18 protein-coding genes are annotated in these 24,095 nt (G+C 68.4%); 8 read left to right on the forward strand and 10 right to left on the reverse strand.

Annotated features, from left to right (window positions below; all coding sequences use genetic code 11):
• Nucleotides 1–32 precede the first annotated feature (32 nt).
• Nucleotides 33–1,268 carry an acyl-CoA dehydrogenase family protein gene (locus tag OC372_RS17595; protein WP_262003295.1) on the forward strand — a complete coding sequence of 412 codons (1,236 nt, stop codon included), beginning with the start codon at nucleotides 33–35 and terminating at the stop codon, nucleotides 1,266–1,268.
• Between the two features lie 24 nt (nucleotides 1,269–1,292).
• Here OC372_RS17595 and OC372_RS17600 read toward each other — a convergent pair whose 3' ends face one another.
• Complete coding sequence (locus OC372_RS17600; protein ID WP_262003297.1) at nucleotides 1,293–1,871, reverse strand: GNAT family N-acetyltransferase; 579 nt, start codon at nucleotides 1,869–1,871, stop codon at nucleotides 1,293–1,295.
• Nucleotides 1,817–2,305 carry a hypothetical protein gene (locus OC372_RS17605; protein WP_105711586.1) on the reverse strand — a complete coding sequence of 163 codons (489 nt, stop codon included), beginning with the start codon at nucleotides 2,303–2,305 and terminating at the stop codon, nucleotides 1,817–1,819. The genes OC372_RS17600 and OC372_RS17605 overlap by 55 nt, the downstream gene beginning before the upstream one ends.
• A 64-nt stretch (nucleotides 2,306–2,369) precedes the next feature.
• Between OC372_RS17605 and OC372_RS17610 the strand changes: the two genes are divergently transcribed.
• Together OC372_RS17610 and OC372_RS17615 are read left to right on the forward strand one after the other, a co-directional pair.
• On the forward strand, nucleotides 2,370–3,821 hold the full coding sequence (locus OC372_RS17610; protein ID WP_262003301.1) for a phytoene desaturase family protein: 1,452 nt from the start codon (nucleotides 2,370–2,372) through the stop codon (nucleotides 3,819–3,821).
• 60 nt (nucleotides 3,822–3,881) lie between these two features.
• Nucleotides 3,882–4,925, forward strand: coding sequence for an ATP-dependent DNA ligase (locus OC372_RS17615; protein ID WP_262003303.1), 1,044 nt, complete (start codon nucleotides 3,882–3,884; stop codon nucleotides 4,923–4,925).
• Between the two features lie 18 nt (nucleotides 4,926–4,943).
• Here OC372_RS17615 and ligD read toward each other — a convergent pair whose 3' ends face one another.
• From ligD to OC372_RS17645, 6 genes are all read right to left on the reverse strand, one after another.
• Nucleotides 4,944–6,017: a non-homologous end-joining DNA ligase gene (gene ligD, locus OC372_RS17620; RefSeq protein ID WP_262003304.1), complete on the reverse strand. Its 1,074-nt coding sequence runs from the start codon at nucleotides 6,015–6,017 to the stop codon at nucleotides 4,944–4,946.
• A gap of 70 nt (nucleotides 6,018–6,087) precedes the next feature.
• The gene (locus OC372_RS17625) at nucleotides 6,088–7,227 is read right to left on the reverse strand and encodes an SseB family protein (protein WP_262003305.1); all 1,140 of its coding nucleotides are present in this window, start codon (nucleotides 7,225–7,227) and stop codon (nucleotides 6,088–6,090) included.
• 62 nt (nucleotides 7,228–7,289) lie between these two features.
• Nucleotides 7,290–9,764 carry an ATP-dependent helicase gene (locus tag OC372_RS17630; protein WP_105711592.1) on the reverse strand — a complete coding sequence of 825 codons (2,475 nt, stop codon included), beginning with the start codon at nucleotides 9,762–9,764 and terminating at the stop codon, nucleotides 7,290–7,292.
• A gap of 104 nt (nucleotides 9,765–9,868) precedes the next feature.
• A complete protein-coding gene (locus tag OC372_RS17635) occupies nucleotides 9,869–12,982 on the reverse strand; it encodes a lamin tail domain-containing protein (protein WP_262003307.1) in 3,114 nt (1,037 codons plus the stop codon).
• A 165-nt stretch (nucleotides 12,983–13,147) separates the two neighbouring features.
• On the reverse strand, nucleotides 13,148–14,167 hold the full coding sequence (locus OC372_RS17640; protein ID WP_105711594.1) for an ABC transporter permease: 1,020 nt from the start codon (nucleotides 14,165–14,167) through the stop codon (nucleotides 13,148–13,150).
• A complete protein-coding gene (locus OC372_RS17645) occupies nucleotides 14,164–15,189 on the reverse strand; it encodes an ABC transporter ATP-binding protein (protein ID WP_262003310.1) in 1,026 nt (341 codons plus the stop codon). The genes OC372_RS17640 and OC372_RS17645 overlap by 4 nt, the downstream gene beginning before the upstream one ends.
• 89 nt (nucleotides 15,190–15,278) lie before the next feature.
• Here OC372_RS17645 and OC372_RS17650 point away from each other — a divergent pair, with 89 nt between their 5' ends.
• On the forward strand, nucleotides 15,279–15,677 hold the full coding sequence (locus tag OC372_RS17650; RefSeq protein ID WP_105711596.1) for a YccF domain-containing protein: 399 nt from the start codon (nucleotides 15,279–15,281) through the stop codon (nucleotides 15,675–15,677).
• Between the two features lie 25 nt (nucleotides 15,678–15,702).
• On the forward strand, nucleotides 15,703–16,164 hold the full coding sequence (locus tag OC372_RS17655; protein ID WP_262003313.1) for a hemerythrin domain-containing protein: 462 nt from the start codon (nucleotides 15,703–15,705) through the stop codon (nucleotides 16,162–16,164).
• A gap of 27 nt (nucleotides 16,165–16,191) precedes the next feature.
• Here the strand turns inward: OC372_RS17655 and OC372_RS17660 are convergent, their stop codons facing one another.
• Nucleotides 16,192–17,178: a glycerophosphodiester phosphodiesterase family protein gene (locus OC372_RS17660; RefSeq protein WP_262003315.1), complete on the reverse strand. Its 987-nt coding sequence runs from the start codon at nucleotides 17,176–17,178 to the stop codon at nucleotides 16,192–16,194.
• 89 nt (nucleotides 17,179–17,267) lie between these two features.
• Here OC372_RS17660 and OC372_RS17665 point away from each other — a divergent pair, with 89 nt between their 5' ends.
• Together OC372_RS17665 and OC372_RS17670 are read left to right on the forward strand one after the other, a co-directional pair.
• Nucleotides 17,268–18,194 (forward strand): Bax inhibitor-1/YccA family protein, encoded by a 927-nt coding sequence (locus tag OC372_RS17665; protein WP_029262276.1) that lies wholly within the window; start codon nucleotides 17,268–17,270, stop codon nucleotides 18,192–18,194.
• Between the two features lie 159 nt (nucleotides 18,195–18,353).
• Nucleotides 18,354–18,626, forward strand: a complete 273-nt coding sequence (locus OC372_RS17670; RefSeq protein ID WP_262003319.1) for a GlsB/YeaQ/YmgE family stress response membrane protein — start codon at nucleotides 18,354–18,356, stop codon at nucleotides 18,624–18,626.
• 64 nt (nucleotides 18,627–18,690) lie between these two features.
• Here the strand turns inward: OC372_RS17670 and OC372_RS17675 are convergent, their stop codons facing one another.
• A complete protein-coding gene (locus OC372_RS17675; protein ID WP_262003321.1) occupies nucleotides 18,691–19,986 on the reverse strand; it encodes an RNA polymerase sigma factor in 1,296 nt (431 codons plus the stop codon).
• Nucleotides 19,987–20,855: 869 nt separating this feature from the next.
• On the opposite strand from OC372_RS17675, the gene OC372_RS17680 reads away from it, so the two are divergent.
• Nucleotides 20,856–23,924: an RNA 2'-phosphotransferase gene (locus OC372_RS17680; protein ID WP_262003323.1), complete on the forward strand. Its 3,069-nt coding sequence runs from the start codon at nucleotides 20,856–20,858 to the stop codon at nucleotides 23,922–23,924.
• Nucleotides 23,925–24,095 lie beyond the last annotated feature (171 nt).

Here is a 24,095-nt window from a genome sequence, read left to right on the forward strand (position 1 = left end):
GAGTACGATACTCAGGTCCACGAAGGAGCCCCATGAGCACTGCAGCCACCCCGTTCCCCGGCGAACGGGTCTCGTCGTACGACATCACCGCGCGTCAGGACAGCGACTACTACGCCGTGTTCACCGACATCCCCGCCGCCGACCGTGAGGCGTGGGATCGGGCGAAGTCCTACGTCGACGAGGTCGCCCCGCAGATGGCGGATGCCTGGGACCGCGCGGAGTACCCGCTGGAGGCGGCCCGTCGGATGGGTGAGATGGACCTCGTCGTGGACGGCGTCCAGCACCCCGCGCTCACGAGCCTGTCTCCGCTGGCCGCCGGGCTCGTCAACATGGAGATCTCCCGCGGCGACGGCTCGCTGGGCACGATCCTCGCCGTGCAGGGCGGACTCGCCCTGCGCACCCTCGCCCTGTTCGGCTCCCCGGCCCAGCAGGAGAGGTGGCTGACCGCTCTCGCCGACGGCTCGGTCCTCGGATCCTTCGCGCTGACCGAGCCCGACCACGGCTCGGACTCCGTCTCCCTCGAGACCGTCGCCCGCCGCGACGGCGACTCGTGGGTCATCCGCGGCGCGAAGAAGTGGATCGGCAACGGCGCGTCCGGCGGCATCACGTTCGTGTGGGCGCGGATCGACGACGAGGGCGCCGACGAGCACGGCGCGGTTCGCTGCTTCCTCGTCGAACAGGAGACGCCGGGGTACACCGGGAGCGTGATCCGCGGCAAGGCCTCGCTGCGGGCCATCCACCAGGCGCACATCGTCCTCGACGACGTGCGGGTGCCGCTCGACGCCGTGCTGCCGGGGACGAAGAGCTTCAAGGACGCCTCGACCGTGCTGTACGCGACCCGCTCCGGCGTCGCCTGGTCGGCGCTCGGACACGCGACCGCCTGCTACGAGGCCGCGCTCGCCTACGCGACACAGCGCGTGCAGTTCGGCAAGCCGCTCGCGAAGTTCCAGATGGTGCAGGAGCGCCTCACCCACATGCTCGAAGATCTCACCGCCATGCAGCTGTATTGCCGGCGGATGGCCGATCTCGAGACCGCGGGCGAGCTGCGGCCGACCCAGGCGTCGCTCGCGAAGTTCCACAACACACGCGCCGCGCGACGCATCGCCTCCACCGCCCGCGACCTGCTCGGCGGCAACGGCATCCTGCTCGAGAACGGCGTCATCCAGCACATGGCCGACATCGAGGCCATCCACACCTACGAGGGCACGGAGAGCGTCCAGGCGCTGCTGCTCGGGCGTGACATCACCGGGATGAGCGCGTTCGCCTGAGACCTCGGGCGGCGAGCGTTCTCGTCAGACCGGACGCACGAGGCACACGAGCCGCTCCCGGTCGTCCCAGGAGGGCACGCGCTCGAAGCCCCGCGATTCGTAGAGACGCAGAGCACCCTGTCGCCAGTCCCAGACGGACAGTCGAACTTCAGTCGCACCTGACGCGGCCGCCGCGTGCACGGCGCCGTCGAGCAACGCCGACCCCACACCGCGGCCTCGGGCTGCAGGAACCGCCCAGAGACGTTTGATCTCCGCGATCCCCTCCCGTTCCGAGAGCACGACCACACCGACGACGCGCTCCTCAAGCTGTGCGAGCAGAACCCGATGCCCGGCATACGCGGCGGCCGGGGTCTCCACCTCGCGGCGATAGCGTTCCGGGAGCGGGGCGGCAGGGTCCGGAACGGTCCGTTCCTGCTGGTGCTTCTCGAGCTCGGTCTGCAGCAGATAGGCCCGCACCGCGGAACCGACCTCGATCGCATCGGGGCCGGTCAGATCGGCTACGCGGATCACCGGTCGCTCGAGCGGACGGTGCGCGTCGACGCTCACCGTCAGTCGCAGCCGCAGCCGCCGGACGGGGTCTTCACCATGAAGCACACGTCGCACACGCCGTAGTCCCGCTCCTCCACCGGCTTGGGTGCCTTCTCGGCACGCGGAGCGGAGACACGAGGAGTCGTGGTGCGCTTGGCAGCGCGCGGCGGGGTCAGCGGGATGAACTCGCTCGGGTGGCTGACGTAGAAGTAGGGCGCGCGACCCTCGCTCGGCTGCAGACGAAGCGGAGTGGACCCGACGACGAGCCGTTCGTCCTCAGTGAAACCGTTCGTGTAGGTGCGTCCGATGTGCAGCGCGGCGCCCTCACCGCGACGGATGGCCTCGATGTAGCGACCACGGTCGATGAACGAGCTGATTCCGATCGTCTGGGTGATCTCCGCGATGAACGCGTGGTTCGACGGGTCGATGCGGTGCGCGCGCAGCGCTTCCTGGAGCGAACGGTATGGACGGGAGGTGCCTGCGGGGGTCGGCCCTTGTACTTCTTTCATTTGTTCCAGGATCGCACGCCGCAACCCCCTCTTTCGACCACTCTGCCCGTGCGAGACTGGCCGCATGGCACGCGCGACGATCATCGGATCCGGACCCAACGGCCTCGCCGCCGGGGTGGCGCTCGCCCGCACCGGCTATGAGGTCCGCGTTCTCGAGGCCGCTGACACGATCGGCGGCGGGCTGCGCACCCGAGAAGGGACGCTTCCGGGCTTCCGCCACGACGTGTGCTCCGCCGTGCATCCGGCGGCGGTGTCCTCGCCGTTCTTCCACGCCTTCCGGCTCGACGAGCGCATCGAATGGATCCGCCCCGACATCTCGTTCGCCCACCCCCTCGACGGCGGCCGCGCGGCCGTCGCCTGGCGGGACATCGAGCGCACCGCCGCCGCCCTCGGACCCGACCGCGACGCCTGGCTGGCCCGCCTGCGTCCGCTCAGCACGCACATCGAAGGGGTGACGGACTTTACGGGCAATCAGCTCCTCCGGATGCCGGCCGACCCCGTCACCGCGGTGCGCTACGCGATCCGGATGCTCGACCAGGGCACCCCTCTCGCCCGCGTCTCGTTCCGGGCCGAGGAGGCCGCCGCCCTGATGTCGGGAGTCGTGGCCCACGCGAACTCCCCGCAGCCGACCCTCGCCGGGGCGGCAGCGGGGCTCCTCCTCGCCGCTCTCGCCCACGCGGGAGGCTGGCCCTACCCGCGCGGCGGTTCGCAGACCATCGCCGATGCACTGGTGGCCGACCTCGAAGCGCACGGGGGAACGGTCGAGACCGGTGCGCGCGTGAACGACCTGAGCACCCTGGACGCGGGCGACCCCTCCCGCGGGGACGTGCTCCTGCTGAACACCTCGCCCCGCCTCGCCCTCACCCACCCCGACGTGCCGGCCGGATATGCCAGAGCGCTCCGCGGCTACCGATACGGCGCCGCCGCGGCCAAGGTGGACTTCGCGCTCGACGGCCCGATCCCCTGGTCGAACCCGGAGGTGCGGAACGCGGTGACCGTGCATCTCGGCGGGACGCGTGAGGAGGTCTGGGCGAGCGAGAACGCTGTGGCCGCGGGTCGTGTGAGCGCGCGCCCCTACGTGCTCGCCGTGCAGCCCTCCGTCTTCGACCCGACGCGTGCGCCCGAGGGCAAAGCCGTCTTGTGGGCATACATCCATGTGCCGAACGGCTCCGACCTCGACCCCACCGAGCTCATCACGGCGCAGGTGGAGCGCTTTGCGCCGGGCTTCCGGGATCTGATCCTGGCTCATCACGCAGTGCCCGCGTCGTCTCGGGAGGCGATCAACCCCGGGGAGATCGGCGGCGACATCTCCGGTGGCGTGTTCGACATCCGGCAGGCGCTGCGGCGCCCCGTGGTCTCTCCGACGCCCTGGCGCACCCCGATGCGCGGGGTGTACCTGGCGTCGGCATCGACTCCGCCCGGCCCCGCGGTGAACGGCATGGCAGGCTGGCACGCGGCCCGCACCGTGCTGCACGACGCGGGGATGCCGGCCGGGCTCGACGACGTGTTCGGCTGACGCTCGATCGGCGGCGACGCCGGGGTTCCGGAATCGAGATGCCGCGGCCAGGATGGGAGCATGCGCTACGAGATCCCCGCGCCGATGCTCGCCAAAGCGGTGCCGGCGGTTCCCGATCCGGCGAAGACCTCCGGTGGGCTCCTGTTCGAACCCAAGTGGGACGGCTTCCGCGGCCTCATCGCCTGGGACGGCGAGACCGTGGAGATCGGCTCTCGGGGCGCGAAGCCGCTCACCCGCTACTTCCCCGAGCTGGTCGAGGCGATCCCCGAGCTGCTGCCCGGACCGTGCCTGCTCGACGGGGAGATCGTCGTCGCCACCGGACCACTCGGCTCGCAGCGCCTGGACTGGGAGGCGCTGAGCCAGCGCATCCACCCGGCGGCCTCACGCGTCGTGAAGCTCGCGGCGGAGACGCCGGCGATGTTCATCGCCTTCGATCTGCTCGCCCTCGGCGACGACGACCTGTTGACGCAGCCCTTCGAGACCCGCCGGTCCCGTCTCGAGACACTCATGGATGGCGTCGAGCATCCGCTGCACATCACCCGCACGACTCGAGACCGCGACGCGGCCGTCCGCTGGCTCGCCGAATTCGAAGGAGCAGGACTCGACGGTGTCGTCGCCAAGCCCCTCGACCAGCCGTATGCGCCGGGGAAGCGGACGCTGTTCAAGATCAAGCACGCCCGCACGGCCGATGTGGTGGCGCTCGGCTACCGCATCCACAAGTCCGGCTCGGGCGTCGGATCGCTCCTGGTCGGGCTGTACGGCGACGACGGGGTGCTGCGGCAGGTCGGCGGCGTGGCCGCCTGGAGCGACGCCCGACGGCAGGAACTCGTCGAGGAGCTCGCTCCCCTCGTCGAGCGCGACGACAGCGGCGAGGCGCTGACCGCAGAAGGCGAGCGGTCACGGTTCAGCGGCAGCAAGGACGTCTCGTTCGTGCGGCTGCGCCCCGAGCGGGTGCTCGAGGTGCGCTACGACCAGCTCGAGGGCGCCCGCTTCCGCCACACGGTGCAGTTCGAGCGGTGGCGGCCCGACCGTGACGCCCGCTCCTGCACCTACGACCAGCTCGACACGGTCGCCGGCTACGACCTCGCCGACGTCCTCCGCTGACGGGCCGTTCGCGCCGGCTCAGTCCTTCTCGGCGGGAGTACCGTCTTCGTCCCAGTTCGCGGCGACCTTCTTGCTCGGCTGTACGCGGGGCGGCTCCCCCGGCATCTTCGGGAACTCGGGCGGGAACGGCAGCTCTCCCAGTCCGTTCTCCCTGTCGCGCTCCCACCACTCCAGCAGGGTGTCGATGCGGCCGGGAGAAGCCTGCATCGTCGCCCAAGGGTCACCGACCTCCTCGAGGCGCTTCGGGATGCTGCGCACCGTGAACGTGCGCGGATCCAAGCCGTCGAGCTCGTCCCACTGCACCGGCGTCGAGACCGTCGCCCCCGGCAGCGCGCGCGGGCTGTAGGCGCCGGCCATCGTCCGGTCGCGGTTGGCCTGGTTGAAGTCGACGAAGATCCGCTCCCCGCGCTCCTCCTTCCACCAGTTCGTGGTGACCTGCTCCGGCATCCGCCGCTCCAGTTCGCGCCCGGCCGCGATCACGCCGTGCCGCACATCCAGGAACTCGTGGGTCGGCTCGATGGGAGCGAAGACATGCAGACCGCGGTTGCCGCTGGTCTTGGCGAACGCCTCGAGTCCCGCCTCGCGCAGCACCTCGCGCAGCGTGTGCGCCGCGGTCACGGCATCCGCGAAGTCCGTGCCCGGCTGCGGGTCGAGGTCGATGCGCAGTTCGACCGGGTTGTCGGCGTCGGTCGCCAGCGACGCCCAGGGGTGGAACACGATCGTGTTCATCTGCACAGCCCAGACGATCGCGCTCGCCCTGTTGAGCACGATCTGCGGATGCTGACGTCCGCTGTTGTACGTGACAGTGACGGCGTCGACGAAGTCGGGCGTCCCCTTGGGCGGGTTCTTCGAGAAGAAGCCCTCGGCGGGCGGTCCATCGGACGCGCCGACGCCGTCGCGGAAGCGCTCGAGCGACACCGGACGGTTGCCGTTGGCCGCGAGGAAGGGAACCGCGACGAGCTGGGCGTACTCGGCCAACTCCGCCTTCGTGATGCCGAGATCGGGCCACACCACCCGGTTCGGGCTCGAGAGGGCCACATCGCGCTCTCCGTCGGAGTCGGCGATGGTCAGGGTCACACGTTCTGAGGCCATGCTCCGACCCTAGAGCGATGCCCCGACCGACGGAACCCCGCGCCGGTAGGGGCGAGGGCTCCGGTACCGCTCAGTCGCCGAGGGCGACAGCCAGCGCGAGAACCGGGGTGAGCGCATCCCGCTCGACGACGATCGACGGACCCGCGGAGTCGACGATCACGCCCGCCATGTCGGAATGGCTCGACAGGACCTTCGCCAGCTGCTCCGGCTCGAACGGGAGCGGACGGTCGCCGCGGCCCAGCGCGATCACCTCGAGGGGGTGGGAGAACAGCTGCAGGAAGCGGCGCCCGTCGGTGGTCTGCGCCTCGGCGATACCGGCCTGGCCGCTGCCGTCACCCTCGTTCACGGCGACCCACATGCGCTTCACCGCGAGCGCTTCACCGACCTTGAGCGTCGAGTCCTGCTCGCGCGGAGCGGCGAGGATCGTTTTGACGGTCATGTCGACGTCGGCCTGCTCGAGCGTCTTCTGCAGCAGATCGGTGGGGAACACCACGCGATGCGGGGCGGAGGCGTTGTCGACGATGAGGCCGGCGAAGTCACCGGACACGACCTGCTGGAGCACGGACGTCACCGGCTGCGCGACGGCAGAGGTCGCGGCGGGGTCGGCTTCGAGCTGCACCGAGTCGCGCACGGCACGGGCCGAGCTGAACGCCAGCATGAACTGCCGGTCGTCGTTGTCGCGCACGACCGCGACCGACAGCGGCTTTCCCTCGCTGATCTGCGCACGCGCGTCGCCGTTCACGCGGATGTAGAGGTGGCCCTGGAGCGCCTGACGCATCACTCCGAGGAGCTGGTCGTTGCTCGCGCCCGCCTCGATCTCGGTGAGGGCCTCGCGGAGCAGGACGTTGTCCTTCATCCCTGCGACGGTCTCGGTCTGCTCGGGCGGCAGGGGCGAGGCGAGCGGAAGACGCCGTTCCTCGGGAGCTGCGGGCTGCGCGGGAGCAGCGGGCTGCGCCGGACGCGGGTCCGCGGCTGCTGCCTCGGGCTGCGCATCGGAGGGCGGCAGCGCGACCTCGGGCCCGGCCTGGGCACCGACGCCGCGGAACGCCTGCACCGAGATGCCGATCGACGGCGCCTCGACGGGCTGCTCGGCCTCGGTCGTGCCCTGATCGGCGTTCACGGCATCCGACCCGGTCGCGGTCTCCTCCGCGTCGGGGGCGGGGGTGACAGCATCGTCTGCGGACTTCTTGCGGCGGGAGAAGAGGGCCATAATCAGCCAGCCTAACCGGCATTCCCCCGCGCGCTCCGCCGGTGACCGGCGCGCGGCGCGGGCTAGATCTTCTCGATCGGCGCGACCTTGATGAGGAGCTTCTTCTGCCCCGCCGAGTCGAACCGCACGTGGGCGATGCGCTTCGCACCCTCGCCGGTCACGGCATCCACCCGCCCTTCGCCGAAGTCGACGTGACGGATGCGGTCGCCCGCCGTGAGCTCGAGGTCGCCGTTGTCGCGCATCTTGGCCGTGACCCGGTTGGGGAACTTGTCCATCGCGGTCGACAGCGGCTTCAGGGAGTCGCGACCGGGCAGCGCCTTGACGGCGAACCGGTCGCTGGAGCCGGAACCGCCGAACCCGCCCTGGCGACGTGCGTTGAGCGCCCGCGACTGCATGCCGCCGCGGGAGTTCACGTCACCGGGCGACTGCCGCCAGTCGATGAGGTTCGCCGGGATCTCCTGCAGGAAGCGGCTGGGCATCGCCACGGTGACCTCGCCGAACTGCGCTCTCGTCATGGCGAGCGACAGGTGCAGCCGCTTGCGCGCCCGTGTGATGCCGACGTAGAAGAGGCGTCGCTCCTCCTGCGGCCCACCGGGCTCTCCCGCCGAGATGCGGTGCGGGATCAGATCTTCCTCGACACCCGTGACGAAGACGGCGTCGTATTCGAGGCCCTTCGCCGTGTGCATGGTCATGAGAGAGACCGACCCGGACTCGTCGTCGAGGTCGTCGGCATCGGACACCAGCGCGACCTCGGTGAGGAAGTCGACGATCGTGCCCTCGGGGTTGTTGCGGGCGAAGTCGCGGGCGACGGCCACGAACTCGTCGAGGTTCTCGACACGGGCCTCGTCCTGCGGGTCGCGGCTGGCGCGCAGCGCGTCGAGGTAGCCGCTCTTGCCGAGCAGCACGCCCAGACCATCAGCCACGCTCGTGGGGGGCGGCACCTCGCCGGTGGCGGGAGTCAGGATCGCGGCGGCTTCGGCGAGCACGGCGTCGAGCTGCCCGATCGCCGCCTGGATCTTCGGTCCGACCCCGAGCTGACCCGGCATCGACAGCGCGTCGCGGAAGCTGATGCCGTGGTCTTCGGCGAACCGGGCGATGGCCGTCTCGGTCACATCTCCGATGCCGCGCCGCGGCTTGTTCAGGATGCGTCGCACCGACATCTCATCGGCCGGGTTCGCGACCGCGACCAGGTAGGCGAGTGCGTCCTTGATCTCGGCGCGGTCGTAGAACTTGGTGCCGCCCATGATCTTGTAGGGCACCGCGGAGCGGATGAAGATCTCTTCCAGCGCACGGGACTGCGAGTTCGTGCGGTAGAACACGGCCATCTCGGAGTACGGCATGCCCGCACGGTGCAGCGCCTCGACCTCGTCGGCGACGAACTGCGCCTCGTCGTGCTGCGAGTAGCCGGTGAAGCCGATGATGGCGTCGCCGTCGCCCTTGTCGCTCCAGAGCTTCTTGTCCTTGCGGTCGAAGTTGTTGCCGATCACCGCATTCGCGGCGGAGAGGATGTTCTGGGTCGAGCGGTAGTTCTGCTCGAGCAGCACCACGCGGGCGCCCGGGAAGTCGCGTTCGAACTCGCTGATGTTGCGGATGTCGGCGCCGCGGAAGGCGTAGATCGACTGGTCGGAGTCGCCGACCACGGTGAGCGAGGCGCCCGGTTCGCCGGCGTCCGCCGTGGGCGCGGGATCGGGCTCGAAGATCATCATGCCGTTGGAGGCATACGGGTCGGGGGCCGAGCCCGCGGCGCCCGAGACGGGGCGCGTGAGCTCGTGGATCAGCGAGTACTGCGCGTGGTTCGTGTCCTGGTACTCGTCGACGAGGATGTGTCGGAACCGGCGTCGGTAGGTGTCGGCGACCTGCGGGAACGCTCGGAACAGGTAGACGGTCTGGCCGATGAGGTCGTCGAAGTCGAAGGCGTTGGCCTTCTGGAGCTGCCGCTGGTAGTCGGCGAAGACCTCGACGAAGACCCGCTCGGCCGGGTCGCTCATGTTGGCCTGCCGGGCGTACGACTCGGCGTCGGACAGCTCGTTCTTCAGCTTGGAGATGCGCGACTGCACGGATGCCGGGGTGAGCCCGTAGGCGTCGGCCTCATGCTCCTTGACCAGGCGCTTCAGCAGCGCGCGCGAGTCGCCGGAATCGTAGATCGTGAACGACTTCGTGTAGCCGAACTGCTGGGCCTCGCGGCGCAGGATGCGGACGCAGGCGGAGTGGAACGTCGAGATCCACATGCCGCGCGCGGCGTCGCCGATCAGTCCTTCGACGCGCTCCCGCATCTCGCCGGCCGCCTTGTTCGTGAACGTGATCGCGAGGATCTGGCTCGGCCAGGCTTCGCGCCCGCGGAGCAGCGAGGCGATGCGGCGGGTGAGCACGCTCGTCTTGCCCGATCCGGCGCCCGCGACGATGAGGAGTGCGGGCCCGCGATAGGTGACGGCCTCGAGCTGTTGCGGGTTCAGGCCGGCGAGGAGATCGTCCTGCCCCGGGGCCCCGGAGGAGCGGGGGCCGACGGATCCGGGGACGATGAGAGGAGCTTCGGTCATGGCCTTATGAGTCTAGGCGTCGGCACCGACACTGCGGCACGAGGATGCCCCAGCCGAGACGGCTGCGATGGGGTGCGCGGGACGACCCGCGCACCCCATCGATCTCAGACGGTGCGCGTGCGGCGGCGGACCGCCACCCCTCCCGCGACCAGGAGCATCAGCGCCAGCGCGATCGCGGCGACGGGGAACTCGGCACCGGTCGCGGCCAGACCACCCGCTCCGTCGGCGACACGGATGTCCGCCCAGCCGAGCAACACTCCATCGGCGTCGTACACCGCGATCCGATGCGCACCCAGCGCGGCATCGGTCGGTACCGTCACGGTGATCGACCCTGCCGCGGACAGCGCGCCTGTCGCGAGCTGCACCGGGTCGGAGTACATCCACACCGCGATGTCCTCTCCCGCCGCGTCCGCGCCGACGGTGACCGTGACCTTCTGACCGCGGGTGGCGACCACGGGATCGACCGTCACGCCGTTGCGGTTGCCGTCGACCAGGTCCGTGCCGGGCAGCGGCGGGTTCTGGCCACCCGGGTTCTCGCCACCCGGGTTCTCGCCGCCCGGGTTCTCCCCGTCGACGCCCGGAAGCGTGCCGGTGCGCAGCGACTCGGAGGCGAAGCCGTCGGCGAACCACCATACCGGACGCTGACCGTCGACCGAGAGCGAGGCCGGCGCGGTCGCGAAGCCCTCGTTGTTGATGTCGGGCATGCCGGCAGGACGCGCGTACTGGACGATGCCCGGCTGGGCGGTGCCGTTGAGGGTGATCTCGGCCGAACGGCCCTGGCAGCCGTCGTCGCAGACGGCCCAGAGCGTGCCGCGCTCACTGTCGTAGTCGAGAGCCATCACACCGGCGAGCCCGGGAGCGATCTCCGACACGAGGGTGGCCGAGCCGTCGCTGTCGAGGGCGAAGGCGTACACGTGGCCGTTGTCCTCGACCGCGACCAGGAACAGCCCGCCACCGTGGCCGGCATAGTCGGTGGGCTTGTACGCCGCACCGGTGTTGTCGTCGAAGAGCTTTCCGGCGAGCGCGGCATCCGGCACCCACTGCACGGCCTCCATACCGAGGTTCGCCCCGACGGAGGGCAGCAGCGCGGTGAGGTCCCATTCCTGCTGGGCGACGAGGTCCCCGTCCGACGCCTCCGGGTCGACCTTCAGCACCTTGTTCTGGTTCACCCCCTTGGCACCGTTGTCGCGCTCCGAGGCCACGTACACGAAGCCGTCTCCGTCGACCGTGATGCCCTCGGTGTCCGGACCTGCGGCACCCGCATCCGCGGCGTCCTTCTGGAAGCGGACCCGCTTGCCCGCATCCCAGCCGTCGACCTTCTCGACCGAGCCGTCGGCGTGCGCCTCGAGCTTCCAGATGCGCCCCTCGCCGTTGTCGACCGCCCAGAGGAACGCGCCGTCGGCGGTCTCCTGCACGTCGAGCCCCGAGCTGTCCTCGAGGAACGTCGGGATGCTGTCGAGCACGCGGACCTCGGCCGACCCGGGCCACGGCGAGACGGTGACCTCGCCGGCGCAGACGTTCGCGGCGCCCTTCGAGGACGCGGTCGTCGCGGCGAAGGCACCCGTCGTGTCGGGGCAGCGCCCCCAGGTGATGGCTGCGTGTCCCTCGCCCCAGCTGGTCTCGTCGACGAGCAGCTCGCCGTCGAACAGCCGCACCGCGTCGCCGCCGCCCAGGCCGAAGCCGAGCTGCTCGCGCTCGATCACGAGGTACTCCCCCGCGCCGATGCGGGTTCCGGCCGGGATCGAATAGGCGTGGGTGTCGTCGTCGTCCTTCACCACGATGCCCGAGACGTCGAGGGCCGCGTCGGTCGGGTTCACGAGCTCCACCCAGTCGTCGGGCGAGCCGCCGTCGGACTCGACCTCGTTGAGGCGCACCGGATTGCCGCAGGCGTTGCGCAGCCCCTTGGTCGAGACCGCGACATCGACGAAGTCGCCGGAGCCGTCGGCGCAGCGCGCCAGCACGCCCGCAGCGTGGGCGGTGTAGACGTGCTCGTCGACGGTGTTGCCGTTCGCATCGCGGACCGTCACGGTGTCGCCGTTGCCGAGACCGAAGACGAAGTTCGCCGGCTGGTCGAAGACGAAGTATGCGCCCGGCTGCAACGTCGTGCCGGCCGGCAGCGGTGTGGTCTCACCCGCATGACCGCTGGGGTCGCTGTCCATGACGCTCCAGCCCGACAGATCGACGGCCGTGCTGCCGGTGTTCGCGACCTCGACCCAGTCGGTGGTGTCGCCGTTCGACTCGATCTCGTTGATCACGACGTCGGGCATGACGCACGAGTTGGCGGCTCCGGGCGTCGAATGAGCGAGCACGAACGCGCCGACACCGTCCGGGCAGCGTGCGAGCGTGGCGGCGGAGAAGTCTCCGTCGATCGCCGCGTGCCCCTCCCACGGGAGGGTGTCGTCGATCTGCGCTGCTGCCGCGTCGAACAGGCGGATGCGGTCGGCGCTGCCGATGCCGATGGGGTCGCGGAACGCGGCCTCGGCTCCTCCGACGAGACCGATCGTGCCCTCATCGACGACGAGGAACTCGCCCGCTCCGATCTGCGTGCCGGCCAGGAACTGCCAGCGGTGGTCGTCGGAGTTGTCGCGGATCTCGTAGCCCGAGATGTCGAGCGCCTCGGTTCCGGGGTTGTAGAACTCGACCCAGTCGGCGGGCTGCGAGTCGACCTCGTTGATCACGATGGAGCCGGCGACGGGAGCGACCGTGCAGTCGTTCGCTGCGCCGGGGGTCGCCGTCGTGGCATGCGCCCACTCGCCCGTGCCGTCGGCGCACCGGGCCCACACCGACAGCGGCGCGGTGTTCTCGTAGGCATAGGAGTCGGCCTCGGCACCGCTCGGGTCGAAGAGCACGACCTCGTCGCCCTTGCCGAGTCCGAACGGGAAGTCGACGTCCTTCACGAGGACGAGGAACTCCCCGGGAGCGAGCGACGTGCCCTCCGGAGCCTCCCCGAAGCTGTCGCGCTTCTCGTGGGCGACCTTCCAGTCGGCGAGATCGACCGTCTCGGTGCCCGCGTTGTAGATCTCGATCTGGTCGGCGAGGCCGGTCGCCGCGTCGTCGTAGACGATCTCGTTGAGCACGAGGCTCGGCGCGGCCGAGACCTTCTCCGCCGGGCGGATGCCGGGAGAGGCGCCGATGGCGGCGGCGGGAGTGGCGAGCAGGGCGGCGGCGCTCAGTGCGCACACCGCCGCGACCGCGGCTGCGGATTGCAGGCGGGGCATGGAGGACTCCTGGGGGTCGGCCGGCAGGCCCCAGGCGGGGCCCGACCGGACTCAGTCGGGTACCAGCCCAGACCACCGATCCCGCGTGGCCGCGAAGAATCCCTCCGGTGCACGGAAGGTGAACGGGAGGTGGCGACTTCCCGTTCCCCTTCCGTTCTCACATCCTCAGGCGATGCGGGTGCCCGGCGGCAGACGCTTCGCGGGCGTCCGCGTACGTGCCCATGCCCCGGCGAACAGCGAGCCGGCGATGACGATCTGCACGCCGAGTCCCACGAACCAACTGGGCACCGACGAGTCCATGATCTCTTCCGGCGTGCGGTAGCCGCCGTTCGGGTCGCACTCGTCCCAGCGCTGTTCGAGCGGCGACTGCTGCGCGCTGCGCACGCCGAGCTTGATCTGGCCGAACAGGTCGACCGGGTACCCCTCGGGCGAGAACTCCGTGGGGGTCGCATCGGCGAGCACGACGAACGGGTTGGCCGACAGCGCCCACCAGACGTAGTCGAATCGCGGCACCTCGTAGGTGGTGCCGACCTCCCACTCGTCGCAGATGGGGGCGCCGTTCGCGTCGTACGGGCGCGAGTATGTCGTCGCCTCGCTGCGCACGGCCATGCCGCCCAGCCCGAAGGCGATGAGCGTGCCGAACACGAGGCCGGCGACCACGAGATACGTCGCCGCGACCGAGAACAGCGGGCGGGCGATGAGCCCGCTCAGGCCGACGCCGATGGCCGCGACCACGATGATCTCGACCGCGAGCACGAGCAGCGAGACCAGCAGCACGAGCGCATCCGCTCCCCCGCCCAGGAGCGACAGGGCGAGGAACGGCACGGCGACCAGCAGGAAGGCGCCGCCGGTTGCGATGGCGGCGAGGAGCTTGCCGAGCATGATGTCGCCGGTCGACGCCGCAGTCACCTGGACCGCGGCGAGGGTCGCCGCATCACGGTCGCCGTTGATCGCGTTGCCGCTGAGGGTCGGCGACACCAGCACGACCAGCAGCAGCACGATGTTGACGACGATGGAGTAGACGCCGGCACCGACGAAGTCGCCCCAGGAGTACACGGCGAAGGCGAGCCCGGTGACCCCGAGCAGGATGAGCGCGAAGACACCCAGCAGGACGTACCAGCCGACGCTCCGCAGCCGCTGGGTCAGTTCGAGTCGGGCGATGATCCCGATGTTCGCGAGGCTCATGCTCCCGCCTCCGTTCCGGTCGGTGCCGCGGGGGCGGGTGGTGCTGGTGGTGCGGCAGGCGGCACAGGATGCGGCGGGGCGGAAGCGGCGGCTTGCGGCAGCGGCGCATGCGACAGGTTGAGGAACGTGTGCTCCAGATCGCTCTGCGCCGGGGCGAACTCCGCTACCGGCAGGCCCGCTTCGACGAGCGTGCGCAATGACTGCGCCGCCGCATCCTCACCCGCGAATCCGACGAGTACCGCTCCGCGATCCGTGGCGAGGGAGTCCGGGGACAGGCCGAGGTTCGATGCCACCTGCCAGGTGTCGGCGTTCAGACGTTCCGGCGTCGCGCCGGCCAGGCGCACGCGCCACGCGCGCACAGAGGTCTGCAGGGGAGCCGCGTCGACCACGGCACCGGCCACGAGGAAGACCGAATCGTCGACCACCTCCTCCAACTCCGAGAGGATGTGGCTCGAGATCAGCACCGTGCGCCCCTCGGCAGCCAGGCGACGCAGCAGCTCGCGCAGTTGGACACGCGCCTCGGGGTCGAGTCCGGATGCCGGCTCGTCGAGAAGCAGCACCTGGGGGTCGTGCACGAGGGCGCGGGCGAGGCCGAGCTTCTGCTTCTGTCCCCGCGACAGCACCTTCGCGGGCGAGTCCGCGAGCTCCCCAAGCCCGACGAGTGTGAGCAGCTGCTGCGCCCGCGCGGCGGCGTCCGGCTTCTCGATGCCGTACAGGCGGGCGGTGGTGACGATGGTCTCCCGCGCCGTGAGCGACGGCCAGGCGCCGAGTGCGTCCGGCATCCAGCCCAGCAGACGCCGAGCCGCGAGCGGGTCGACCGACGGGTCGACGCCGCCGATGCTGATCGTCCCGCTGTCCGGGGCGAGGAGTGAGGCGAGCATGAGGAGCAGCGTCGTCTTGCCCGCCCCGTTCGGCCCGACCAGCCCGGTCACGCGGCCCGGCTCGGCTCGCAGGGTGGCCCCTCGCACCGCCTGCACCGTTCCGAACGCTCTACTGACGTCTTGCACCACGATTCCGGTCATGCGGTCAGTCTGGCATCCGGACCGCCGCGCGCCCGGGACCTCGGGGCGGATGCTCAGACACCGAGCCGCACGGGTGACACAATCTCCCCATGCGCACGATCCTCAACATCATCTGGGTCATCCTGGCCGGATGGGCCCTGTTCCTCGGGTACGTCCTGGCCGGCATCCTGCTGTGCATCCCGATCATCACGATCCCGTGGGCGATCGCCTCGTTCCGTATCGCCGCCTACGCGATCTGGCCGTTCGGGCGCGAGGTCATCAGCAAGCCGACGGCCGGCGTCGGCTCGTTCCTCGGCAACGTCCTGTGGGTGGTCCTCGCCGGCTGGTGGCTCGCGATCGGGCACATCGTCTCCGGCATCCTGCTGTGCGTCACGATCATCGGCATCCCGATGGGCATCGCCGACTTCAAGATGGTTCCGATCTCGCTCATGCCGCTCGGCAAGGAGATCGTCTCCACGCGTCGCGGCGCGTTCGACCGCACTCTCTGACCCGGCCCCCGCCTACACTGGGGCGATGGATGCCGCCCGCCTGATCGCCTGGGATCACGAGCTCCGCTCGGCGCACTCGCGCCTGCGCGCGGCGCTCGCCGCCACCCGTGAGGCCCTCGATCAGGGCGGCTCGGCGCCCGATGCCACGTCCGAGCTCCTGCTCTTCTGCATCGGCTTCTGCACGGCTCTCGACGGCCACCACGGCGCCGAGGACCGCATGCTCTTCCCCGCGCTGCGCACGGAGCATCCCGAACTCGGTGGCGTGATCGACAAGCTCATGCAGGACCACTCGATGCTCGCCCACCTGCTCGGCTCGCTGCGCACCGCGGCGGAGCGGGGAGATGATGCGCCCACCATCGCCGGGCACCTCGACGGCATCGCCGCGATCATGGAGTCGCACTTCCGGTTCGAGGAGCGCGAGATCCTCGAACCGCTGCGCGCACTCGCGCTCGACGGCGACGTGAAGACCGTCCTCGGTCCGCTCTGACGAACGGTCGGCCGGAGACGCCTCCGCTCAGCTGCGGAAGAACGCGACGCCCAGATCGGGATGGTCCACGAACACGCCGTCGATACCCTGGCGCGCGATGACGCCCCACTCCGACTCGTAGTCCCCGAACGCCGAGCGCCCTCCCGAGCCGCGGAACTCCGGCGACAGGAACGCGTTCTCCGGCCGGCACGTCCACGTGAAGACCGCGAGGCCGCGCGCATGCGCATCTGCGACGATCGTGTTGCCGCGGTCGAGCAGCATCTTCTTGTTGACGCTGATGCCGTCGACACGTCCGACGAGGCCGTCGAGCCCCTGCGGGGTGACGGTCGCCTTGTACGTGAGCGCCTGCTTGCCCTCGGCCACCAGCCGGTCGTACGGGCGACCGGTCGCCTCGATGAGGTAGATGTACGACGCCGCGACGCCGCGCTCCCGCAGCTGCCCGAGCACCGTCGACTCGAAGCACTCGATCACCAGTGGCAGCTCTCCGTCGGCCCATCCCGCATCCCGCAGCTCACGCTCGATCAGCGGAGCCAGGTCGAGGCCGATGCTCGCGAAGTAGGTGGCGTGCTTGACCTCGAGCACCACGCCGATCTCCCGCCCGTGCTCGGTCGAACCGTCACGCACGATGTCGAGCACGTCACGCAGGCGGAGGATGGCCTGCGAGTCATCGAAGCTCGCGCTCGAGACCCGCACCTCGGGCAGCCGCTCCCGCCCGCGCAGGGTCGACAGCTCCGCCCAGGTGAAGTCCTCGGTGAACCAGCCGGTCAGCGCCTGTCCGTCGACACGCTTGGTCGTCTTGCGATCGGCGAACTCCGGATGCAGGGCGACGTCGGTCGTGCCCGAGATCTCGTTCTCGTGCCGCACGACGAGGACGCCGTCCTTGGTGGCCACGACGTCGGGTTCCACGGCATCCACGCCCATGGCGAGCGCCAATTCGTAGGAGGAGCGACTGTGCTCCGGGCGATAGCCGGGCGCACCGCGGTGCCCGATGACGAGGGGTGATTTCCTGGGCACGCTCTCAGCGTAGAACACGCCCGGAGCGGCACCACCCGAGTATCGTGGAGGCAAGAGACCTACAACCCCCTTTGGAGTGAGGCCCACCAATGAGCAACTTCGCTTTCAACAACCCTGCTTTCCAGCAGCAGGACCCGCGCAACGTCGCGACCTACCCGGGCGGACCTCAGGCTGCTCAGGGCGCGCAGAACGCCTCGCTCCAACACGGGGCGATGGATGTCGCGGCCAACGCGCAGCTCGAGGGCATGTACGCGGCCCCGCCTGCCGGTGCGATCGAGACCGACCGGATGTCCGTCGAGGACACCGTCTGGAAGACCGCCGGCCTGTTCGCCATCCTGCTCGTCACCGCCGCCATCGGCTGGGTGTGGACGCTCGGTGGGATCGACGCTCCGCCGTACAACCCCCAGAACCCGGCGCCCGTCAACATGATGCCGTGGATCATCGGTGCGCTCGGCGGCTTCGTGCTCGCGATGGTCATCACCTTCACCTCGCGCAAGAAGGTGCGACCCGCGCTGATCTTCGCCTACGCCGCGCTCGAGGGCCTCTTCATCGGTGGCATCTCGGCGTTCTTCGAGGTCATCTACCCCGGCATCGTGTTCCAGGCCACCCTCGCGACCGTCTCGGTCGTCGGCGTGACCCTGGCCCTCTTCGCAAGCGGCAAGATCCGCGCGTCGAAGAAGGCGACCAAGATCTTCATGATCGCGATGATCGGCTACCTGGTCTTCTCGCTGCTGAACCTCGTCCTCATGTGGACCGGCGTCCTGCCGCAGGATCAGGCGTTCGGCATGCTCAGCGCCACCATCATGGGCATCCCGCTCGGCGTCATCATCGGCGTCCTCGTCGTGATCATGGCCGCGTACTCGCTGGTGCTCGACTTCGACCAGATCCAGCAGGGCGTCCGCAACGGCGCTCCCCGCCAGTACGGCTGGCTCGGCGCCTTCGGCATCATGGTCACGGTCGTATGGCTCTACGTCGAGATCCTGCGCATCATCGCGATCGTCCGCGGCAACAACTGACACGAACCACCGTTCAAAAGGCCCGTCTCCCCCGTGGAGGCGGGCCTTTTGGCACACCCGGAGAGGTGTGCGCAAGGGGTTGTCGTGCGGTCGCGAAGACCGGCAGTGTGGGTGTCACGAGCCCTGGCCCCCCGGGCTCCCGACACATAGGAGCTGACCATGAGTTTTCTCGGCTTTCTTCTCCTCGGCCTCATCGCCGGGGCCATCGCCAAGCTGATCCTGCCCGGCAAGCAGGGTGGCGGGTGGTTCCTCACCCTCCTTCTCGGTGTCGTCGGCGCCCTGCTCGGCGGCTGGCTCGGCAGCCTGATCCTCAACCGCCCGCTGACCGAGTTCTGGGATCTGGGCACCTGGCTCCTCGCCATCGCCGGTTCGATCATCGTCCTGCTGATCTACGGCCTGATCGCGGGTCGCGGTCAGAAGGTCAACGACTGACGCTTCCCCGAAATCCCACACGCCCGTCCCCTTCGGCAGCCTCGCGCTTCCCGAAGGGGGCGGGTCATTTCTCTGCCCCGGCAGCCTTCCGCTCGAGCAACGACCGTTCGCGATCGTTGCCCGCGAGGCCGGCGGCGACCGCGAACTCGCTCCGTGCCTCCTCTTCGCGCCCGAGCCGCCGCAGCAACTCCCCCCGGGTCGCGGGCAGCAGGTGGTACCCGCGCAGCGCTCCCGCGCTCGAGAGCTGATCGATGATGCGCAACGCGGATGCCGGGCCGGTCGCCATCGCTACAGCGGCGGCACGGTTGAGCTCCACGACCGGCGAGGGTGCTATCCGGCCGAGCGCCTCGTAGAGGAGCACGATGCGGTCCCAGTCGGTGTCGTCGACGGATGCCGCCACGGCATGACACTCGGCGATCGCGGCCTGCAGGCAGTAGGCACCCCGACCGCGACCGAGCGCGTCGGCCGTCGCGAGTGCTGCTCGACCACGGGTGATGCGCCCGCGATCCCACCGCCCACGGTCTTGATCGGCGAGCAGCACGGGGTCGCCGTTTCCGTCCACACGCGCAGCGAACCGGGCCGCCGTCAGCTCCATCAGCGCCAGCAGGCCGTGCACCTCGGGCTCGCGCGGCATCAGCGCCGCGAGCACCCTGCCGAGCCGGATGGCCTCGTCGCTCAGCTCGGGCCGCATCCATTCCGGACCGCTGCTCGCCGCATGCGCCTCGTTGAAGATCAGGTACAGCACGCCGAGGATGGCACTCAGACGCGCGGCATATTCCTCGCGGGGCGGCACCTCGAAGGGTACGTTCGCCGCCGCGAGCGTCTTCTTCGCCCGCACGATGCGCTGCTGCACGGTCGCCGTCGGTACGAGGAAGGCACGGGCGATCTCCTCGCTCGACAGGCCACCGACCACCCGCAGCGTCAGGGCGACCTGCGCCTCCTTCGACAGCACCGGGTGGCAGGCGATGAAGATCAGGCGCAGCACGTCGTCGTCGACGGCATCCGGGTCCCACAGCACCTCCGGAGACTCGGCCTGCTCCCGCTCCAGGTCGCGGGCGAGAGCGGCGACCCGGGCATCCAGACGCTCCGCCCGGCGCCATCCGTCGATCGCCTTGCGCTTCGCCACCGCCGTGAGCCAGGCCCCCGCGTTGCGCGGCACCCCCTCGACCGGCCACTGCCGGAGCGCATCGACCAGCGCCTCCTGGGCGAGGTCCTCCGCGAGCCCGAAATCGCCGACCATGCGGGTGAGCGCCCCCACGATGCGCGCGGACTCGATGCGCCATACCGCGGCGACCGCGCGCTCCGCCGACCCGTCATCGGGGGCGGAGCGCGCGGCCTCGTCGTTCGCGGATCCGTCCATTGAGGCGACCTTCAATATGCCATTCCTGCTCCACGAAACTTCGCCAATCGTCCGCTCTCGTTGAATGAGTCATGCGTCAATCATGTTGCTCCGGTGCAGATTCTTGCGCAAGTGTCAGCACTAGAGGCGCCCTACTTTGCTGCAAGGGAGCGTGCTGTCAGCATTCCCGGCGGATGTCGTCCCCGGGGTTCTACGACCCCGTTCAGTTGGTCGGCGACTCCAACGGGAGTCACGATCTCACCCAAGCCCGTCAGCATCCACACCTTCCGACGCTGGATCAACGAAAAGTAGCGGGGACTCTGGGCACGGCTTACAACTGCAGGACCTTGAGATACCCGGTCGCGAGAATCACTTTGGCCCGCCGCTCATCGTACGAGGCGACAGTCAATGCGCTCCTGCGCCGCCTTACTCCGCCTGTCGGCGTGTCGACGTGTCGGTGGGTCGGCGCCGTAGCCCAACACCCGAACGCCAACGGATTCATTGGAAGAGTGAGAATTCCACACGCTTTCTCGATGCTGTTGGCCAATTCGAGTAGTCGGGCCGCGATCTGGCCTGAGACGATGAGGCTCGCGAACGGTTGGAACCGGTGAGGGCTGCTCTTCGCGAGGTCGCGCCGCCGGCGCGCCCAGAGCCCAAGGGGATGGCTCAGATGCGTAGGTCAGTTCGTAACCACCAATCGAGAGCGCGAGGCAAGGACAGTTCGCAACATCGGAGATAGCCGCAAGGAGGACCGTGCTTTCGGGACGTCCCCGGCGCTCACACAACTGTCCGCCGTCAGTCAGGTCGATCGTGCACTCGCTAGCGGCCTCCGTAGTCGCAGGCGGAGACGTACTCCAACGGCACGACGGTCTCGCCGCTATGGTCTACCCATGACAATGCATCCGTCACCGGCTTCTCTCGCGCGTAGGCGTGAACCTCAGTCTGGCCCCGAGCCCCTGGGGCAGACTCTCGCGCAGCTTCGCGAGTCATTCCCCACGTTAATCGAAGAAGCCGAACGTTTCGGTGTTAACACAAGCACTTCGCTGGAGGAGTGGCAGCAGCGAGCCGGATTCGCCCAGGTAGCCACTTTGCTGTCTCCTCTCTCATCATCGTTTCAGGTTGCGGCAGCCATCAGTGACATCTCCGCAACCCGCGAGCTTCCTTTGCTCGCCTACTTGGTCGCGGAAGACCTCCTCAGCCGTAAGTCTGGTTCCATCGCCGGCTACCTGCGGTCCGCAGGAACGTCCCTCGAAGACGTGCTGGGCCAACTGAAAGAACGGCTCGGCGAATCGCTTCTAAACGCAGCCTTCTCCGTCACTTGGCAAAGGCGCGCAGTTTTCTCACGGCTGCTGAACGCAGCCCGCTCCTACTTGGATTGGATCCATCAAGGGCAAGTTCTCGAAGGGCGCTCGCCGCGACGCGGCGTCCAAACGAGACTCGGCATCACCGTCGTCCTGGGCGCACGGTTTGGAGCGGTCTCGGAACACGACCTGCGGACCGCTCGACAGATGTTGATCGATTCTCATGTTCAAGGGTCTGAGCGAGCTCTTGAGTACTACGTCGAGGCTTCCATCTGGCTGTATGACCTGTTCGAGGATCGCGAATCGATTCAAGAGGCGGCCCAGCAACTAAAACGCAACCCTGGGTCAGATGCGGCCGAGTCAATCATGGCCGCGCACCTCGCACTTCGTCTCGCTGGCATAGGCTCACGCCCGCATGGGGTTCAGGGCTTTGTCGACCAAGGTCGGTCGATTACGGCCCGCTGGGAAGATTGGGTGACCAACCGCGTCGAAGACGCAACATTAATCCTCCTCGACGCCGCCTTCGATCAGCTCGAAGACGACTTGCTTTCGGGTAGAACGGACTTGTCGACTCGCGGGCTGCTGTTTCCCTTCGGTCACCGCAGACCGGATACGCCAACATCTCCCATCTTCGAACGCAGCCTCCCGCGCCTTATCGCTGGGCTCCAGCAGTCCGAGAAGGCTACCGACTTCGTCTTTCGCGACCTGACCGCGACATTCTTGTCCTTGCTTGCGCGTTCAGAAGAGACTGCTCCGTCGTCGGCGGCACGAATCCTCCAGGAAGCGATTCGGACTCGCGAAGGAAGCCCCCGGGAACGCACGCGCCCTATCAACAGACTTGGAATCGAGGCCGATCAAGCATCCGATCTCTTCCTTCTCAGCCATCTTCTCGGAGGCTCCGAGACAAGACGACGCGGCTTCGCCGATCTCGCGAAAGCAACGACACCCGAAGACCTTCGCCCGCGATACCTCACCATGATCGCAAAAGAGGTTGAAGAACATGGCCCTCTGTCCGGAGGTTTTATACCCGGGCCCGCCGAAGTCGCGCTAGCTATTCGTCAGGGTGACTCCGCCGCGATCTTCGAAGCAGCCGCGCAAGCCGCTTACAACAGTGCGGACCTGACCCAGGTTCTCCTCGGCGGTCGCGGCGGAGTCGTGACATTGCGCGACTCGGACGGCATCGCCGGACAGACCTTCGTCTACAAACGAACTCTGGAGGCTGCGAAAGCGCGCGACGAAGCATACTGTCAGCTGGTTGCACAAGAGGTACAGCGGCGGGAGCTCTCCTCCCGGTTCGGCTTGATCGAGCACCTGACCAACATTCCAGACGTAGGACAGGCTTCCCCAGATCCTGACCTAATTGTGTCTGTGCGCAGATTCCGAGATGGGGTTCCGCTACTGGACCACCTGCAGGTACAAGAGACTCGCGCAGTCTCGGCAACGCTGGCTGATGTCGCTGAGTTCCTCGCACTTATCCACTCGGCAGGCTTGCCCGCGCTGGACATCAACGGCACGCGCACCACCATCAAACAGGCCGAGTTCGGACGATGGTTGCGCTCACTTCAGCTGACGGATGACGAACGAACGGCACAATTCGAAGCGTGGTGGAACGTCGTCCAGACTGCACCCCTCGTCCCTCGACGAGACGCTCATCCGTTGAACTGGATCATTGGCTCCGACGACAAGCTACTGGCGGTCGACCTCGAATCGAAGGGCGCGCGCCCGTTCGGGTATGAATTGGCTCAGCTAGTCGAGGACGGCCAAGTTCTTCCTCCGTCACAGTACGAGTTGCGCCGCGCGATCGTCGATAGATATGCGGACTCCTGGGAGAAATTCACGGGAGACACTACGGACCCTCAGCGGCTCCAGGAGTGGTATGACGCGAGCGCAATCGCTCGCGGGGTTCGTGCAATCTCTCATCCCGACTCATCTCCCAGCCAGCGCGCGTATGGAGGCGAGCTGTTGGCGGCGCTTGTAGATCAGGGAACCACTATCCGCGTTCGAAAGATCGCGGCCGACCTCGCCCAACGATGGAATCGAATTACAGGTCGGGTCGGACAGGAGAATTCCAAAGCACTCTCCGAGGCGGACCGCCGTCGGATCAGTCGAGCAATGTCTTACCACCTGAGACATGACCCCGCGGTTCCGGCCACGAAGTCGGGATGGGTTCATGTAGACGAGCTAGCTCAGTTGATGCGCGCGTCCGGACATAAGGTGTCGTCGGCGCAACTGCTTCTTATCGCCGGAGCGCTCGGCGAGCCTCGTTTTCACCTGGAAGGCGAGGACGTCCGCGCTGCCTATGGTCATTCCGTTCCGATCCAAATCGAGTATGAATCCCGACGTGCCCCTCAGACGTTGTATCACGCGACACCTACACGAAACCTTCGATCAATTTTTGAGGCGAGGGCGGGACTGCTCTCACGTGCGCGGAACTGGGTTCACCTTTCCGAATCATGCGAGGTAGCAGTCAGAGCAGCTCGTCGACAGCATGCGGCCGTTTCAGTGCTTGAAGTGGATGCGCCCAGCGTGATCGGGCTTGTTCACGCCTCTGGGCCAACCTGGTTGGCGCCAACAGTGTCGATCGATTCGATTCGAATCCTTCCCCTCCGACGAGTGCGAGACCTGACCACTGTTCTTACGGTCGGAACGCACTCCTAGCGTGAAGCCTGGGGATCGTCTCAGCCTTTCAAGCGACTCCTTCGATGCCACGTATGACCAAGGTCTTCGCGGCGCACGCTAGGAGATCATCGTCATCGCTCTCGTATCTCTTTCTCCCGCCGCTCAGTGTTGAGCATGACTGAGCAAACATCATTCGTGATGTGCTCGTCC

It is taken from the genome of Microbacterium sp. Mcb102 (assembly GCF_024519805.1).
Classification (GTDB): Bacteria; Actinomycetota; Actinomycetes; order Actinomycetales; family Microbacteriaceae; genus Microbacterium.

What these genes read in the sequence shown, in the direction of transcription:
- OC372_RS17595 (WP_262003295.1), top strand. Translation starts at nt 33, where the DNA reads ATGAGCACTGCAGCCACCCCGTTCCCCGGCGAACGGGTCTCGTCGTAC.
- OC372_RS17605 (WP_105711586.1), bottom strand. Translation starts at nt 2,305, where the DNA reads ATGAAAGAAGTACAAGGGCCGACCCCCGCAGGCACCTCCCGTCCATAC.
- OC372_RS17610 (WP_262003301.1), top strand. Translation starts at nt 2,370, where the DNA reads ATGGCACGCGCGACGATCATCGGATCCGGACCCAACGGCCTCGCCGCC.
- OC372_RS17615 (WP_262003303.1), top strand. Translation starts at nt 3,882, where the DNA reads ATGCGCTACGAGATCCCCGCGCCGATGCTCGCCAAAGCGGTGCCGGCG.
- ligD (WP_262003304.1), bottom strand. Translation starts at nt 6,017, where the DNA reads ATGGCCTCAGAACGTGTGACCCTGACCATCGCCGACTCCGACGGAGAG.
- OC372_RS17625 (WP_262003305.1), bottom strand. Translation starts at nt 7,227, where the DNA reads ATGGCCCTCTTCTCCCGCCGCAAGAAGTCCGCAGACGATGCTGTCACC.
- OC372_RS17630 (WP_105711592.1), bottom strand. Translation starts at nt 9,764, where the DNA reads ATGACCGAAGCTCCTCTCATCGTCCCCGGATCCGTCGGCCCCCGCTCC.
- OC372_RS17635 (WP_262003307.1), bottom strand. Translation starts at nt 12,982, where the DNA reads ATGCCCCGCCTGCAATCCGCAGCCGCGGTCGCGGCGGTGTGCGCACTG.
- OC372_RS17640 (WP_105711594.1), bottom strand. Translation starts at nt 14,167, where the DNA reads ATGAGCCTCGCGAACATCGGGATCATCGCCCGACTCGAACTGACCCAG.
- OC372_RS17645 (WP_262003310.1), bottom strand. Translation starts at nt 15,189, where the DNA reads ATGACCGGAATCGTGGTGCAAGACGTCAGTAGAGCGTTCGGAACGGTG.
- OC372_RS17650 (WP_105711596.1), top strand. Translation starts at nt 15,279, where the DNA reads ATGCGCACGATCCTCAACATCATCTGGGTCATCCTGGCCGGATGGGCC.
- OC372_RS17655 (WP_262003313.1), top strand. Translation starts at nt 15,703, where the DNA reads ATGGATGCCGCCCGCCTGATCGCCTGGGATCACGAGCTCCGCTCGGCG.
- OC372_RS17665 (WP_029262276.1), top strand. Translation starts at nt 17,268, where the DNA reads ATGAGCAACTTCGCTTTCAACAACCCTGCTTTCCAGCAGCAGGACCCG.
- OC372_RS17670 (WP_262003319.1), top strand. Translation starts at nt 18,354, where the DNA reads ATGAGTTTTCTCGGCTTTCTTCTCCTCGGCCTCATCGCCGGGGCCATC.
- OC372_RS17675 (WP_262003321.1), bottom strand. Translation starts at nt 19,986, where the DNA reads ATGGACGGATCCGCGAACGACGAGGCCGCGCGCTCCGCCCCCGATGAC.
- OC372_RS17680 (WP_262003323.1), top strand. Translation starts at nt 20,856, where the DNA reads ATGACAATGCATCCGTCACCGGCTTCTCTCGCGCGTAGGCGTGAACCT.